A 14,909-nucleotide genomic window follows, 5' to 3' on the forward strand; every position below is an offset into this window, starting at 1 on the left:
GCAGCTCCTACAGGAGTGGGTGTGATGTGTGGCGACAGGCGCATTCGGCCACCGTGGCCTTATGTGTTAGGCTTTCCCGGTTTGCACGATGGACGGTGATGACCCGGTGTTCCGGCACGGGCGTTCTGACCGTTTCATTTGTCCGCCTTCAGGAGTTCTCATGCGTTTGACCCAGATTTTCGCCGCCGCAGCCATTGCGTTGGTCAGCACCTTTGCCGTCGCCGATGACGCCGCCGACAAAGCGATTCGCCAAAGCCTGGAAAAACTCGAACTCGAGGTTCCGGTAGAAAACATCAGCGCCAGCCCGTTGCCGGGCATGTATGAAGTCAGGCTCAAGGGCAGCCGGGTGCTGTACGCCAGCGCCGACGGCCAGTACATCGTTCAGGGCAATCTGTTCCAGCTCAAGGACGGTAAACCGGTCAACCTGACCGAGAAGACCGAACGTCTGGGCATCTCCAAACTGATCAACGCCATTCCAGTGGCGGAAACCGTGGTCTATCCGGCCGTGGGCGAAACCAAGTCGCACATCACCGTGTTCACCGACACCACCTGCCCGTACTGCCACAAGCTGCACGCCGAAGTGCCGGAGCTGAACAAGCGCGGCATCGAAGTGCGTTATGTGGCGTTCCCGCGTCAGGGCCTCGGTTCGCCGGGTGACGAGCAACTGCAGGCCGTGTGGTGCTCGACCGACAAGAAAGCCGCCATGGACAAGATGGTCGATGGCAAGGAAATCAAGGCCGCCAAGTGCGCCAACCCGGTTTCCAAACAGTTCGCCCTCGGTCAGTCGATCGGCGTGAATGGCACACCGGCCATCGTTTTGGCCGACGGACAAGTGATTCCGGGCTACCAGCCGGCGCCACAAGTCGCCAAACTGGCGCTGGGCGCCAAGTAATTCGCATCGTCAGGGTCAGCCTTGACGATCATGGTCCGGCGCCATCCGCGCCGGGCCATTAATAGAGAGCCGCGAGCACGCGGTTGTTTTCCGGCCGACCTTGCGTCGGCCGTTTCATGGGGAGTTCACAGTGAATCCGGTCAAAGTAGGCATCTGTGGGTTAGGGACCGTCGGTGGCGGTACCTTCAACGTACTTCAGCGCAACGCCGAGGAAATTGCTCGTCGTGCCGGGCGTGGGATCGAAGTGGCACAAATTGCCATGCGCACGCCAAAGCCTCAGTTCCAGACGACCGGTATTGCGATTACCAACGATGTCTTCGAAGTGGCCACGAACCCTGAGATCGACATCGTCATAGAGCTGATGGGCGGCTACACCGTTGCCCGCGAGCTGGTACTCAAGGCCATCGAGAATGGCAAGCATGTGGTCACCGCGAACAAGGCACTGATCGCCGTTCACGGTAATGAGATTTTCGCCAAGGCACGCGAGAAAGGCGTGATCGTGGCGTTCGAAGCGGCGGTGGCTGGTGGCATTCCGGTGATCAAGGCGATCCGTGAAGGCCTGTCCGCCAACCGCATCAACTGGGTCGCCGGGATCATCAACGGCACCGGCAACTTCATCCTCACCGAAATGCGCGAGAAGGGTCGCACCTTCGAGGACGTGCTGGCCGAAGCGCAAGCGCTGGGCTATGCCGAAGCCGATCCGACCTTCGACGTCGAAGGCATCGACGCGGCGCACAAGCTGACGATTCTGGCGTCGATCGCGTTCGGCATTCCGCTGCAATTCGACAAGGCTTACACCGAAGGCATCACCAAACTGACCACCGCTGACGTGAACTACGCCGAAGCGCTGGGCTACCGCATCAAACACCTTGGCGTGGCGCGCAGCACCGCTGCCGGCATCGAGCTGCGCGTGCACCCGACGTTGATCCCGGCCGATCGCCTGATCGCCAACGTCAACGGCGTGATGAACGCGGTGATGGTCAACGGTGACGCCGCCGGTTCGACGCTGTTCTACGGCGCCGGTGCCGGCATGGAGCCGACCGCTTCGTCGGTGATCGCCGACCTGGTGGACGTGGTGCGTGCGATGACTTCCGATCCGGAAAATCGCGTGCCGCACCTGGCCTTCCAGCCGGACTCGCTGTCGGCCCATCCGATCCTGCCGATCGAAGCCTGCGAAAGCGCCTACTACCTGCGCATTCAGGCCAAGGACCATCCGGGCGTACTGGCGCAGGTGGCGAGCATCCTCTCGGAGCGCGGCATCAACATCGAGTCGATCATGCAGAAGGAAGTTGAAGAGCACGACGGTCTGGTACCGATGATCCTGCTGACCCACCGCGTGGTCGAGCAGCGCATCAACGACGCGATCACCGCGCTCGAAGCGCTGGCCGGCGTCAACGGTCCGGTTGTGCGGATCCGCGTCGAACACTTGAATTAACAGCAGCGGCAAGTTTCAGGCTGCAAGCCGCAAGTAAAAGCACAACCGCTTTTCACTTGCAGCTTGCAGCTCATGGCTTGAAGCTCAAACCGAAGGTTTGCCCTTATGCGTTATATCAGTACCCGCGGCCAGGCACCGGCCCTGAATTTCGAAGATGTCCTGCTGGCCGGTCTCGCCACCGACGGCGGTCTGTACGTCCCGGAAAACCTGCCACGTTTCACCCAGGAAGAAATCGCTTCCTGGGCCGGTCTGCCGTATCACGAGCTGGCTTTCCGGGTCATGCGCCCGTTTGTCACCGGCAGCATTCCTGATGCCGATTTCAAGAAGATCCTCGAAGAAACCTACGGTGTGTTCTCGCACAGCGCGGTGGCGCCGCTGCGTCAGCTGAACGGCAACGAATGGGTGCTGGAGCTGTTCCACGGCCCGACCCTGGCGTTCAAGGACTTCGCCCTGCAACTGCTCGGTCGTCTGCTCGACTACGTGCTGGAAAAACGCGGCGAGCGTGTGGTGATCGTCGGCGCCACTTCCGGTGATACCGGTTCGGCGGCCATCGAAGGCTGCAAGCATTGCGAAAACGTCGACATCTTCATCCTGCACCCGCACAACCGTGTGTCCGAAGTTCAACGTCGGCAGATGACCACCATTCTCGGCGAGAACATCCACAACATCGCCATCGAAGGCAACTTCGACGACTGCCAGGAAATGGTCAAGAACAGCTTCGCCGACCAGAGCTTCCTCAAAGGCACGCGTCTGGTGGCGGTGAACTCGATCAACTGGGCGCGGATCATGGCCCAGATCGTCTACTACTTCCACGCCGCCCTGCAGTTGGGCGGCCCGGCGCGTTCGGTGGCGTTCTCGGTGCCGACCGGCAATTTCGGCGATATCTTCGCCGGCTACCTGGCGCGCAATATGGGGCTGCCGATCAACCAGTTGATCGTCGCCACCAACCGCAACGACATCCTGCACCGCTTCATGAGCGGCAACCAGTACGTCAAGGAAACCCTGCACGCCACCCTGTCGCCGTCGATGGACATCATGGTCTCGTCGAACTTCGAACGCCTGCTGTTCGACCTGCACGGTCGCAACGGCGCGGCGATTGCCGGGCTGATGGATTCGTTCAAGCAGGGCGGCGGTTTCAGCGTCGAACAGGAGCGCTGGACCGAAGCACGCAAACTGTTCGACTCGCTGGCCGTGGACGATGCGCAAACCTGCGACACCATCGCCGAAGTTTACGCACAGTGCGGCGAAGTGCTGGATCCGCACACCGCCATCGGCGTGCGCGCGGCCCGTGAATGCCGTCGCAGCCTGGACACCCCGATGGTGATCCTGGGCACCGCGCATCCGGTGAAATTCCCGGACGCGGTGGAGAAAGCGGGTGTAGGAAAAGCTCTCGAACTCCCTGTACATCTTTCTGATTTGTTTGAGCGAAACGAGCGTTGCACCGTTTTGCCAAACGATCTGAAAGCCGTGCAGGCCTTTGTCAGCCAGCATGGCAACCGCGGAAAGCCGCTGTAAGCCGTAAAAGCTGTCACATTTTGAAGCCCGTCTCCTGACGGGCTTTTTTGTTTCTGCTGCCACACTGCTCGGGTTTTCGCCCATGAAAAATGGGTGAGTCGATCACGAAGGAAGTGGCAATGCTGTTTGAACGAGCAATTAAACCGGCCTTGGGCTGGCTGGTGTTGCTGTGCCTGAGCGGATTTGTCCGTGCAGGCATGGCGGCACAAATGATGCTGCACGAACAGGTGCAGGCACCGAACATCGAACGTATCGAACTGGACGAGCGGGAGCGGCGCTGGATACGGGACAATCCCAGCGTGACGGTCGCCTCAGTGCAATACCCCCTGTATCTGTTTCAGGACGAACACGGGCGCTGGGCGGGTTTGAACAACGATGTGCTCAAGCGCATCAGTGCCATGACCGGCCTGCAATTTGTGCACGCGGAATCGTTTTCCACCGATCAGATGCTGGAGCGTCTGCAAAGTGGCGCGGCTGATCTGAGTACGACCCTGGCCATGAATGACCAGCGTAAAACCTTCCTGGATTTCAGTCACGCGTTCGGCGGTGCCGGCTGGGTGTTTGTCGGGCACAGGGACGCGCCGGCGATCCAGTCGCTGGAGCAACTGGTCGGGCGGGTATTGGTGTTACCCGCACGGCACGCGCTGGAAGAAGCGGTTCGGCGCGAATATCCAACCATCGAGATTTTGTCGGTCAAGACGTATGCCGAAGCGCGGGCGCTGGTCGAGAGCGGTGAGGCCTACGCCACCATCGAAAATGAAATCGGCGCGCAACTGTTCCCTTCGGGCTTGCTCCGGGTCGGTGCTTTGCTGGAAGGGCGTTGGGAAGCCGATCACTTGGCCGTGCGCAAGGGCATGCCGGAGCTGCTGAGTATCCTCAACAAGGCGCTGAGCGCGTTTCCCGCTACAGAATTGCGGGCGATCCGGGTGAAATGGCTGGGCGGTGTTTCTCCTCCGGCACCACTTTCGCTGTGGGAGACGATCGTCGATTGGGGCTGCTGGGGAATGGTGGGGCTGGGGGGCTTCGGGTTGTTGTCTCTGATCTGGAATCGGCGGCTGACCGTGGTCATCCGGCAGCGAGCCGAGGCAGAAAAACATCTGGGCGACCAACTGGCTTTTCAGCACGCGTTGATCGATGCGATGCCTGATCCGGTCTTTGTGCGTGATTTGCAAGGGCGGCTGGTGATGTGCAATCGCAGCTATGAGGAGGCGCTGTCGATCCGGCTCGAGCAGGCGCAGGGACGAACGCTGTTCGAAGTCGATACGTTGCCCGAAGACACGGCTCGAATGCTGCACGACGAGTTCATGGTGCAACTGCAAACGCGCAAGGCGCGCTTCAGTCAGCGCCAGTTGGCATTCAAGAGCGGTCCCAAGGCGATCTATCAGTGGACCGTGCCATTTTACAGCGCCGATGGGCAATTGCGTGGCCTGCTCGGTGGCTGGATCGACATCGGCCAGCGCCGCGCGCCAGGCGGTTGCGCATGTTCGCCGTGAAACAGGGAAATATCCTATGCGATGCGGCGCCTTTTCCGATGGGAGGCTGAAGACGGCTCCCCTAGAGTGAAGGGCCAATGCGGCGAAAGTCCGCCACCGCCGTTACCGAGGTCGCCGATGCGCTCGTTAAAAGTCCTGATACTTGAACCCGACCCGTTCCAACTGATGGCCTTGCATCAGATGCTCAACGCGATCGGCATCTACGACGTGCTGACCGCGTCGACACTCGCTTCGGCGCGGGTCTCCCTGAGCCGTCGCGGCGCTGTGGACATTGCCATCTGCAATCCGCAGCTCAAGGGCGGTGATGGTCTGGCGCTGATCCGTCACCTGGCGGCACAACGCCAGGCCCGCGGCCTGATTCTTCTAGGGCCGGTGGCGGCCGGAATTCTGGCGGATCTCGAATGCTCGCTGCAGGGACAGGCGCCGATGCTGCTGGGGCGTTTGCACACGCCGGTGTCAGCCGTCCTGATGAGAGGCTTGCTGGACGCGTATCTGGCGTGCAGGGGAATACCGGTCATGGCCTGAATCGCATGGTTATTTTTCTGTCATCTTCCGCGTGCATGCTCTGACAGACGGGTCACTGCAGACAGCAGCCCGGTATACAGAACTTTCTTCTCGGGCCGGTGGTCATTTATTGTGGACACGCCCCAGACACAATGTTTTCGGACTATTGAGTGGAGATCGAGATGGAAAGTATCAGTCTATTGCTCGGTGAGGCTCTGAGCCCGTATCAGGTGACGTTGACCCCATGTGGCGCCCATGGCGAATGCCTGGTGACGCTTCGGAACAGCAACGGCGCCCTCGTGGTGGAGCGCGAATTCAATCAGGCGCAGTTGACCGACAAACGCCTGCTGACCGATGTGGTCGATGGCTTGCACCGCGACGTGCTGATCGCCGAAGGGCGACTGGAACCCTGTGTGATCGCGGCCTTGCGCAATGCGGCGCTGGATAAGCACGCAGCCCTGTAAAGATGAAATATTTTTTGTGGGAACCTTCCTGCATCCCTGTCAGTCAGACCCCATAACAGCAGGATCAAGCATTGTGCTCCGGTGCTTGTCGCTTGCTGCTACGGGTCTTTATACAGGCCACGTTTAACCCCGAGTTGTCTCCCCACTGCTCGGGGTTTCTTTTGCCCGCAGGTTTTTACGGCGCGGTTTGCTGCCCGAAAAAGACACGGGCCTGTTCCAGATAATCGCTGCGCATGCCCGGGTCCAGCCAGTCGGCGTAGAGCTCGTTCAAACGGTCATGGGCAAGGGTGCGTAACAGTTGATTGATCTCGCTGATGGCCTGCCGTCCTTCGGCAGTATCAGAACAGCCGACGTAGCCCGACAGGTATTTGCCCGTGCCGCGGATCGGATAGAACAGCAGTTCATCTTCGGCAATTTGCGCCTGATGGGCCTGATAGCGAATCTCCGGCCAGTAACCCAGCACAACCTGCAGGCGGCCCAGGCGCTGCATCGATAACAGGTTGCTGAGTGCATCGTTACCGTAATGCGGCGTCAGCGCACCGTCGGGCGCCTGTTTCAGCAGGCCATCGAGAAATTCACCATAACTGCGTTCGGCCACGATCCCGACCTTTTGCCTGGCGTCGGCCAGCAACGCTGCCAGATCGACCTCGCCATCGACCAGGTAGGGCTCCAGCACGGCACGATCTTTCTGACGAACAACTAGGCCGTTACTGACGGCGCGAAACGCCGGGATGGAGAAAGCGATCCATTGCGCGCGCTCCTTGCTCCAGATCAGCGATGGATCGCAGGTGAACGAGGTCTCATGCATCATCTGCATGCCCCGGGCGCGGTTGACCCGCATCAGCGTATGTTCGTATTGCGGCATGCCGGCGATCAGCAACGGCAGCAGTTGATCAATCACGCCCTGGCCCTTTTTCGGGCCTTCGAAGATGGTCAGCGGCGGCAGGTCGCGCATCAACCAGATCAGCGTCGGTTTGGCCTCGGCCCAGGCCGGCAGTGCCAGCAGAAACAACAGGCCGAACAAGCGCCATGTCCACCAGTGGTGGGCGCGGTTGGCGTCCGATGGCTGCTGCCGTTTCAGGTTAAATGGCGCCATCAGCGCGCAAGCGGGCGATCTGCTGTTCGTCGTAGCCAAGATCGTGGAGTACCTGCGCGTTGTGTTCACCGAGCTGCGGCCCGACCCATTCGGACGTACCCGGCGTCTCAGAGAGTTTCGGCACGATGCCCGGCATCTTGAAGGATTTGCCGTCCGGCAGTTTCGCCTGCAGGAACATTTCCCGCGCCAGGTACTGCGGATCGCTGAACATGTCCTCGGCGCTGAAGATCCGGCTGGCTGGCACTTCTGCCTGATTGAGCAGATCGAGCACACGTTGCAGCGGCAATGAATTGACCCAGCGGTCGATCACCCCATACAGCTCGTCACGGCGGCTGTCGCGCCCATCGTTGCTCGCCAGCGTCGGGTCATTGGCCAAATCGTCGCGGCCGATGATCAGCATGAAACGCTTGAAAATCGCGTCGCCATTGGCGCCGATCTGCACGTGCTTGCCGTCGGCGCTGGTGTGGATCGAAGAAGGTGTGATGCCCGGCATGATATTGCCGGTGCGTTCGCGGATGAAACCGAACACGTCGAACTCCGGAACCATGCTTTCCATCATCGCGAAAATCGTCTCGTACAGCGCGACATCAACCACTTGGCCGAGTCCGCCATTCACTTCGCGATGACGCAGCGCCATCAAGGCGCCGATCACGCCCCACAGCGCAGCAATCGAATCGCCAATGGAAATCCCGGTGCGCACCGGTGGCCGGTCTTCAAAACCGGTGATGTAGCGCAAACCACCCATGGATTCGCCGACCGCGCCGAAGCCCGGCTGATCCTTCATCGGCCCGGTCTGACCGAAGCCGGAGAGGCGCACCATCACCAGTTTCGGGTTCAGCGCGTGCAGGGTTTCCCAGCTCAGCCCGAGCTTTTCCAGCACGCCGGGGCGAAAGTTCTCGATCAGGATGTCGGCTTCGCCAATCAGTTTTTTCAGGATCGCCAGACCCTCGGGGTGTTTCAGATTCAGCGTCAGCGACTTTTTGTTGCGCGCCTGAACGAACCACCACAGTGAGGTGCCTTCATACAATTTGCGCCACTTGCGCAGCGGATCGCCGCCGTCGGGCGATTCGATCTTGATCACTTCGGCGCCGAACTCGCCGCAAATGCGCGAGGCAAACGGCCCGGCAATCAACGTACCCAATTCAATGACTTTCACACCGCTGAGCGGTTTGTTGGCGAACGGCATACAGAATCCTGTAGGACAAGGCTGAGCAGATACAGCGTTTTAACATAGCCGGCTGTCAGACGCCGCAGGTTGATCGCCATCAATTCGATGATTGCCTGGCGCATCGGTTAGACTTGCCGACTTTCCTCGTATCAAGAAGCCCGTTCATGGCCCAGCCGTCTACCACCTACAAATTCGAACTGAACCTCACTGACCTCGACCGTAGCGTCTACGAGAACGTCAAGCAGACCATCGCCCGTCACCCTTCGGAAACCGAAGAGCGCATGACCGTGCGGCTGCTGGCCTACGCCCTCTGGTACAACGAGCAGCTGTCGTTTGGTCGTGGTCTGTCGGACGTGGATGAACCTGCGCTGTGGGAAAAAAGCCTGGATGACCGCGTTCTGCACTGGATCGAGGTCGGCCAGCCGGACGCGGATCGCCTGACCTGGTGCTCGCGTCGCACCGAACGCACCAGTCTGCTGGCCTATGGCAGCCTGCGCGTCTGGGAAACCAAGGTGATCCCGGCGATCAAGAACCTGAAAAACGTCAACATCGCTGCCGTCCCGCAGGAAGTGCTGGAAACCCTGGCCAAGGACATGCCGCGCGTTATCAAGTGGGACGTGATGATCAGCGAAGGCACGATGTTCGTCACTGACGACCGTGGCCAGCATGAAGTCCAGTTGCAATGGCTGCAAGGCGAGCGCGGCTGATCCTGCGTCGCAACTGATTAATCCCACGTATTCAAGAGAAGTTTCCGTTAGCCCATGCGTATTGATCCTCGACCGTTGCCCGCCACGCTGCCGTTTCTCGGCGACCTGCCACCGCTGTTGACCCGTTTGTACGCGGCGCGGGGCGTGCAGTCCGAGGCGGAGCTGGACAAGAGTCTGGCGCGGCTGATCCCGTTCCAGCAGCTCAAGGGCATCGAGGCGGCAGTGGATCTGCTGGTGACGGCGCTGGAGCAGCGCCAGCGGATTCTGATCGTCGGCGACTTCGATGCGGACGGCGCGACCGCCAGTACGGTTGGCGTGCTCGGCTTGCGCCTGCTGGGCGCGGCGCACGTCGATTATCTGGTGCCGAACCGTTTTGAATACGGGTACGGCCTGACCCCGGAAATTGTTGAAGTCGCCTTGACCCGCGAGCCGCAGTTGCTGATCACCGTCGACAACGGCATCTCCAGCGTCGAAGGCGTGGCCGCAGCGAAACAGGCTGGGCTCAAAGTTTTGATCACCGACCACCACTTGCCCGGCGATGAGCTGCCGCAGGCCGATGCGCTGGTCAATCCGAACCAGCCGGGCTGTGAATTCCCGAGCAAGGCCTTGGCCGGGGTCGGGGTGATTTTCTATGTGTTGATGGCCTTGCGCGCACGCCTGCGCAGCCTCGGCTGGTACGACAGCAAACCGCAACCGAATATCGGTGAACTGCTGGATCTGGTGGCGCTGGGCAGCGTCGCCGACGTGGTGCCGCTGGATGCCAACAACCGGATTCTGGTGCATCAGGGCCTCGAGCGGATTCGCGCCGGGCGCGCGCGGCCGGGGATCAAGGCGATTCTCGAAGTGGCCAAGCGTGACGCGGCGCGGATCACCTCCACCGACCTCGGATTCATCGTCGGCCCGCGCCTGAACGCGGCAGGGCGCCTCGACGACATGAGCCTGGGCATCGAATGCCTGCTCACCGCCGACGTCAATCTGGCGCGGGAAATGGCTGCACAGCTGGACGGCATGAACCAGGACCGAAAATCCATCGAGCAGGGCATGCAGCGCGAAGCGCTGGCCCAGCTCAAGGACTTGCCGGTGGAGTCGATGCCATTCGGTCTGTGTCTGTTCGATCCTGAGTGGCACCAGGGTGTGATCGGCATTCTCGCGTCGCGGATGAAAGAACGGTATTTCCGTCCGACCATCGCCTTTGCCGATGCTGGCGACGGCCTGCTCAAAGGCTCAGGGCGATCGGTGCAGGGCTTCCATATTCGGGACGCCCTGAGCGTTGTCGCCGCGCAGCATCCGAACCTGATCAGCAAATACGGCGGCCACGCCATGGCAGCCGGCCTGACCTTGCCACAAGAGAATTTTCCGCTGTTCGCCGAAGCGTTCGATGCCGAAGTACGTCGCCAGCTTCGCGAAGAGGACCTGACCGGGCGCATGCTGTCGGACGGTACGCTGGCGGTTGAGGAATTCCACCTCGAACTGGCTCGCGCCTTGCGCCACGCCGGGCCGTGGGGCCAGCACTTTCCGGAGCCGCTGTTCCATGGCGTGTTTCAGTTGGTCGAGCAGCGGGTCGTCGGTGAGCGGCACCTGAAAGTGGTGCTGAAAAGCGAATGCGGTTCGGTGAAGCTCGACGGCATCGCTTTCGGCATCGACCGTGAGGTCTGGCCGAATCCGACCATTCAGTGGGTTGAGCTGGCCTACAAGCTCGACGTTAACGAGTTCCGCGGTAACGAAACTGTTCAGTTGATGATTGCCCACATCGAACCGCGTTGACGCCATTCGCGAGCAAGCCCGCTCCCACAGGTACGGTGTTGCCCATGTGGGAGCGGGCTTGCTCGCGAAGGCGGTCTTTCACACACAGAATTACTCTGAACCCTGCCTCATCCCCAGTTGTCGACTAGGCTCTAAGCACTGCTTGATTGGCCTTGTGACGCCTTGTCGAATGTTTTGCCCGCGGGGGCGGGTGTTGCACCTTTTCTTGTCACTCGTCGACTTTTCAAACAGAACCCTGGAGCCTGCCCACTGATTTGCGAGGTGCCCCATGAGTCTGCTGCTCGAACCCTTTACCCTGCGCCAACTGACCCTGCCCAATCGCATCGCCGTCTCGCCGATGTGCCAGTACTCAAGCGTCGACGGCCTGGCCAACGACTGGCACCTGGTACACCTGGGCAGTCGCGCCGTGGGTGGTGCCGGTCTGGTGTTCACCGAAGCCACGGCGGTCACGGCCGACGGGCGGATCACCGCCGAAGACCTCGGTTTGTGGAACGACGAACAGATCGAACCGCTGCAACGCATCACCCGTTTCATCACCGCCCAGGGCGCGGTGGCCGGCATTCAGCTGGCCCATGCCGGGCGCAAGGCCAGCACCCATCGGCCATGGATCGGCAAGCATGGCAGCGTCAAACCGGACGACGGTGGCTGGACGCCGGTCGGGCCTTCGCCGATTGCTTTTGATCCGCAACACACGCAACCCAGGCAGCTCGATGAAGGGCAAATCGCTGAAGTCATCCAGGCCTTCGTCGCCGCCGCCAAACGCGCGCTGACGGCGGGATTCAGTGTGGTCGAGGTGCATGCCGCCCATGGTTATCTACTGCATCAGTTCCTGTCTCCCCTGAGCAACCAGCGTCGCGATCAATATGGTGGTTCGTTCGAAAACCGCATTCGTCTGGTGCTGCAGGTGACCGAGGCCGTACGCGAGGTCTGGCCGGAAGAATTGCCGGTATTCGTCCGGGTATCAGCCACTGATTGGGTCGAAGACGGCTGGAACCCGGATGAAACCGTGGAGCTGGCGCGTCGGCTCAAGGCACTGGGGGTGGATCTGATCGACGTCTCGTCCGGTGGCACTGCCGCCAACGCCGAGATTCCCGTAGGGCCGGGTTATCAGACGCGCTTCGCCGAACGGGTGCGCAAGGAGTCAGGCATCGCCACCGGCACCGTCGGCATGATTACCGAACCGGCGCAGGCCGAGCACATTTTGCGCACCTGCCAGGCCGATATCATCTTCCTCGCCCGCGAGCTGTTGCGCGATCCGTACTGGCCGCTGCATGCCGACGATGATCTTGGCGGGCGCAAAGCGGTGTGGCCGGCGCAGTATCAGCGCGCGACGCATCGTGATCAGCCGATTCATGAGTCCGATTTGCGCGATTGAGTCGGTAGCGGTAAAGCAAAAAGCCCCGGTCAGTAATGGCCGGGGCTTTGTTTTGTCTGGTTGTTTTGGGTTGTCATGCTGCCGTCATCGCTGGCAAGCCAGCTCCCACAGGTTTGGTGCCATTCACATATTTTGTGATCAACCCCGATCATGTGGGAGCTGGCTTGCCAGCGATGAGGCCCATGCAGGCACCTCAAATCATCAAGGATATTTGCGCTTGTCCGGCGCCGGCGGGAAGTACTGGTACAACCAGGTTTCGCTCAACGTGCGGTCATTGGTGCGGATGAACAGGCGCAGTTCCACCGGATCGACGCTGTCGCTGGTCGGGTACCAGTCGAACAGGATCCGGTAACCCTTGATGTCATCCAGCACCAGCACGCTGAAGTCCTGCACCTTGCCGTTGGAGCACGTCACGACCGGTTCGATCCCGGTGCCCTGCGGCAGACGATCCAGACCGCCACCGGTGAAGTCCACGGCAAAGCGACGGGCCCAGACCGGCGGGTAATGCTCGCCTGGGGCCCAGCCTTCGACGAAACCGCCCATGCCCGAACGGGTGGCATGCACTCGTGCCAGTGGCGTGCCCACCGGCGGCAGCGCGCTCCAGTAAAGCTTGTAGCCGTAGTTCAGCGAGTCCCCGGCGGCCACCGGTTTCTTCGGGGTCCAGAACGCGACGATATTGTCGAGGGTTTCGCCGGTGGTGGGGATTTCCAGCAGGTCGATAGAGCCTTCGCCCCACGCGGTGGTCGGCTCGACCCACAGGCTCGGGCGCTTGCTGTACCAGTCGACGGTGTCCTGATAGTTGGCGAATTCGTGGTCGGTCTGCACCAGACCAAAACCTTTCGGATCGGTATCGGCGAAGGCGTTGAACTGCAGGGTCGCCGGGTTGTTCAACGGGCGGCAGATCCACTCGCCGTTGCCGCGCCACATCGCCAGGCGATCAGAGTCGTGAATTTGCGGGTGAATGGTGTCGCACATGCGGCGCTCGTGGGTGCCGCAGCTGAACATGCTGGTCATCGGCGCGATGCCCAGTTGTTCGATGGCGGTCCGCGCGTTGATGTGCGCGTCGATCTCCATCACCACGCGCTCGGCCTGACAATCGATGTCGAAACGGTACGCACCGGTGGCGCTCGGCGAGTCGAGCAGGGCGTAGACCACAAAACGCGTGGCGTTCTGCTCCGGGGTCTCGAACCAGAATTTGGTGAAGTCAGGGAATTCTTCGCGCTTCTTCGCGTAGGTATCGACGGCCAGACCGCGGGCCGACAGGCCATATTGGCCAGTGGCGTCCACCGCGCGGAAATAGCTGGCGCCGAGGAACGACACCACGTCATGGCGATCCAGCTCCGGCGCCTTGAACAGTTTGAAACCGGCAAAGCCGAGGTCGCCCTTGAGCTGCTGGGTATCGACCGAGGTGTTTTCGTAATTGAACAGCGTTGGACGGAAATGCACTTCACGGGCGGTGCGGGTCTTGGGATCGACGCTGTACATGCGCACTGGCTGGCGGAAACCCATGCCGACGTGGAAGAACTGCACGTCCAGCTGCCCCTTGTTCTCTTTCCACAACGAATGATCGGCGTCGTAGCGGATCGCGTTGAAGTTCTGCGGAGTCATGGTTGCCAGGGTTGGCGGCAGCACTTGCTTGGTGTCTTGATAGGGCGAACCGGCCAACTGCTTGGCCTGGCGCTTGAGCGCTTCGAAGTCGAAAGCCTGAGCCTCGCCATCAGCGGCGCCACCATTGGCCGCCCAGGCACGGGCAGCCAGCAGGCCGGAAGCCGAGAGACCGGTGTAGGCCGCAATGGCCATCGACGCTTTGAGCAAATTCCTGCGGTGCATAAATACAACCTGTGGTGAGCAATCCCGCGCCGTTCCTGGCACGTGCTGGATCAGAAATTACGGTTCGGACACGCCTTCGACCAAACGCAACGGACTATAAACAGATGCCGGCTAGCTTAAACGGTTCGCTCGCCGGGCAAAATTCATTGATAGCAGAGTGACAGAGTGTCAATGAAACAAGACATGTCGGTTAAAAATCTGACGGCACTTTCTGATTTATAGGGCATATCTGCTTTTCTCGACTAATTACTCTAAAAACCGCTTTTCAGCGCCGATTAACTTTCTATTCTATGGGCATGGCCGGCACGACCGGCAGGGCACAGGCGCTGCTGTAAGGGGCAGGGCGATGTGGTGATCAGGCAATTCTTTGAAGTATTAGAGAAGGACATCGTCCATGGCAAAAGTACAAGACATCACCGAAATGCTCGGCATCTTCCCCTGCCTGAGCAACGGACGCAGAAGGCGGCGGTTGAGCTCCGAGGAATTGAAACTGGTCGAGCGTTATCGCGAGTTGTCGGAGAGCGACCGGATTGCGATGCGGTATCTGGTGGATGCGATGAGGAGTGTTTCGCGGTTTTAGCGCCATGGTTGGCACCGTGAAAGCCATCTGGCTTTTACGGTGGCCAGATCAATCAAATTGCGGAGTAAACCTGTGGCGAGGGAGCT

The 14,909-nt window shown here is 60.5% G+C and carries 13 protein-coding genes; 10 read left to right on the forward strand and 3 right to left on the reverse strand.

What is annotated here, in order from left to right; genetic code table 11:
* Positions 1–160: 160 nt before the first annotated feature.
* From dsbC to ACXR0M_RS04880, 6 genes are all read left to right on the forward strand, one after another.
* Entirely contained in the window at positions 161–892 is a 732-nt protein-coding gene (dsbC, locus tag ACXR0M_RS04855) for a bifunctional protein-disulfide isomerase/oxidoreductase DsbC (RefSeq protein ID WP_458830422.1), read from the forward strand.
* A 130-nt stretch (positions 893–1,022) separates the two neighbouring features.
* On the forward strand, positions 1,023–2,327 hold the full coding sequence (locus ACXR0M_RS04860; protein WP_064586124.1) for a homoserine dehydrogenase: 1,305 nt from the start codon (positions 1,023–1,025) through the stop codon (positions 2,325–2,327).
* Between the two features lie 105 nt (positions 2,328–2,432).
* Positions 2,433–3,842, forward strand: coding sequence for a threonine synthase (gene thrC, locus ACXR0M_RS04865; protein WP_458830425.1), 1,410 nt, complete (start codon positions 2,433–2,435; stop codon positions 3,840–3,842).
* Between the two features lie 119 nt (positions 3,843–3,961).
* Positions 3,962–5,335 (forward strand): transporter substrate-binding domain-containing protein, encoded by a 1,374-nt coding sequence (locus ACXR0M_RS04870; RefSeq protein WP_458830427.1) that lies wholly within the window; start codon positions 3,962–3,964, stop codon positions 5,333–5,335.
* Between the two features lie 117 nt (positions 5,336–5,452).
* Complete coding sequence (locus ACXR0M_RS04875; RefSeq protein WP_458830429.1) at positions 5,453–5,860, forward strand: response regulator; 408 nt, start codon at positions 5,453–5,455, stop codon at positions 5,858–5,860.
* 161 nt (positions 5,861–6,021) lie between these two features.
* Positions 6,022–6,303 (forward strand): DUF3509 domain-containing protein, encoded by a 282-nt coding sequence (locus ACXR0M_RS04880; RefSeq protein ID WP_458830431.1) that lies wholly within the window; start codon positions 6,022–6,024, stop codon positions 6,301–6,303.
* 175 nt (positions 6,304–6,478) lie between these two features.
* Here the strand turns inward: ACXR0M_RS04880 and ACXR0M_RS04885 are convergent, their stop codons facing one another.
* Together ACXR0M_RS04885 and ACXR0M_RS04890 are read right to left on the reverse strand one after the other, a co-directional pair.
* Positions 6,479–7,399 carry a TIGR02285 family protein gene (locus ACXR0M_RS04885; protein ID WP_458830432.1) on the reverse strand — a complete coding sequence of 307 codons (921 nt, stop codon included), beginning with the start codon at positions 7,397–7,399 and terminating at the stop codon, positions 6,479–6,481.
* Positions 7,386–8,585: a CaiB/BaiF CoA transferase family protein gene (locus ACXR0M_RS04890; protein WP_458830434.1), complete on the reverse strand. Its 1,200-nt coding sequence runs from the start codon at positions 8,583–8,585 to the stop codon at positions 7,386–7,388. The genes ACXR0M_RS04885 and ACXR0M_RS04890 overlap by 14 nt, the downstream gene beginning before the upstream one ends.
* A gap of 146 nt (positions 8,586–8,731) precedes the next feature.
* On the opposite strand from ACXR0M_RS04890, the gene ACXR0M_RS04895 reads away from it, so the two are divergent.
* The 3 genes from ACXR0M_RS04895 (at position 8,732) to ACXR0M_RS04905 (ending at position 12,413) form a co-directional block, all read left to right on the forward strand.
* Positions 8,732–9,274 (forward strand): YaeQ family protein, encoded by a 543-nt coding sequence (locus tag ACXR0M_RS04895; protein WP_458830436.1) that lies wholly within the window; start codon positions 8,732–8,734, stop codon positions 9,272–9,274.
* A 54-nt stretch (positions 9,275–9,328) separates the two neighbouring features.
* Positions 9,329–11,038, forward strand: a complete 1,710-nt coding sequence (recJ, locus tag ACXR0M_RS04900) for a single-stranded-DNA-specific exonuclease RecJ (protein WP_458830438.1) — start codon at positions 9,329–9,331, stop codon at positions 11,036–11,038.
* A 268-nt stretch (positions 11,039–11,306) separates the two neighbouring features.
* Entirely contained in the window at positions 11,307–12,413 is a 1,107-nt protein-coding gene (locus ACXR0M_RS04905; RefSeq protein WP_458830440.1) for an NADH:flavin oxidoreductase/NADH oxidase, read from the forward strand.
* 201 nt (positions 12,414–12,614) lie between these two features.
* Here ACXR0M_RS04905 and ACXR0M_RS04910 read toward each other — a convergent pair whose 3' ends face one another.
* The gene (locus tag ACXR0M_RS04910; protein WP_458830442.1) at positions 12,615–14,243 is read right to left on the reverse strand and encodes a glucan biosynthesis protein D; all 1,629 of its coding nucleotides are present in this window, start codon (positions 14,241–14,243) and stop codon (positions 12,615–12,617) included.
* 394 nt (positions 14,244–14,637) lie between these two features.
* On the opposite strand from ACXR0M_RS04910, the gene ACXR0M_RS04915 reads away from it, so the two are divergent.
* The gene (locus ACXR0M_RS04915) at positions 14,638–14,823 is read left to right on the forward strand and encodes a hypothetical protein (protein WP_458830444.1); all 186 of its coding nucleotides are present in this window, start codon (positions 14,638–14,640) and stop codon (positions 14,821–14,823) included.
* Positions 14,824–14,909: the final 86 nt, after the last annotated feature.

It is taken from the genome of Pseudomonas sp. Eth.TT006 (assembly GCF_054456575.1).

Bases quoted from the DNA above. Each gene is read 5' to 3' on its own strand.
- ACXR0M_RS04905 (WP_458830440.1), top strand. From the start codon at position 11,307: ATGAGTCTGCTGCTCGAACCCTTTACCCTGCGCCAACTGACCCTGCCC.
- ACXR0M_RS04880 (WP_458830431.1), top strand. From the start codon at position 6,022: ATGGAAAGTATCAGTCTATTGCTCGGTGAGGCTCTGAGCCCGTATCAG.
- ACXR0M_RS04915 (WP_458830444.1), top strand. From the start codon at position 14,638: ATGGCAAAAGTACAAGACATCACCGAAATGCTCGGCATCTTCCCCTGC.
- ACXR0M_RS04885 (WP_458830432.1), bottom strand. From the start codon at position 7,399: ATGGCGCCATTTAACCTGAAACGGCAGCAGCCATCGGACGCCAACCGC.
- recJ (WP_458830438.1), top strand. From the start codon at position 9,329: ATGCGTATTGATCCTCGACCGTTGCCCGCCACGCTGCCGTTTCTCGGC.
- dsbC (WP_458830422.1), top strand. From the start codon at position 161: ATGCGTTTGACCCAGATTTTCGCCGCCGCAGCCATTGCGTTGGTCAGC.
- ACXR0M_RS04895 (WP_458830436.1), top strand. From the start codon at position 8,732: ATGGCCCAGCCGTCTACCACCTACAAATTCGAACTGAACCTCACTGAC.
- ACXR0M_RS04890 (WP_458830434.1), bottom strand. From the start codon at position 8,585: ATGCCGTTCGCCAACAAACCGCTCAGCGGTGTGAAAGTCATTGAATTG.
- ACXR0M_RS04875 (WP_458830429.1), top strand. From the start codon at position 5,453: ATGCGCTCGTTAAAAGTCCTGATACTTGAACCCGACCCGTTCCAACTG.
- thrC (WP_458830425.1), top strand. From the start codon at position 2,433: ATGCGTTATATCAGTACCCGCGGCCAGGCACCGGCCCTGAATTTCGAA.
- ACXR0M_RS04910 (WP_458830442.1), bottom strand. From the start codon at position 14,243: ATGCACCGCAGGAATTTGCTCAAAGCGTCGATGGCCATTGCGGCCTAC.
- ACXR0M_RS04870 (WP_458830427.1), top strand. From the start codon at position 3,962: ATGCTGTTTGAACGAGCAATTAAACCGGCCTTGGGCTGGCTGGTGTTG.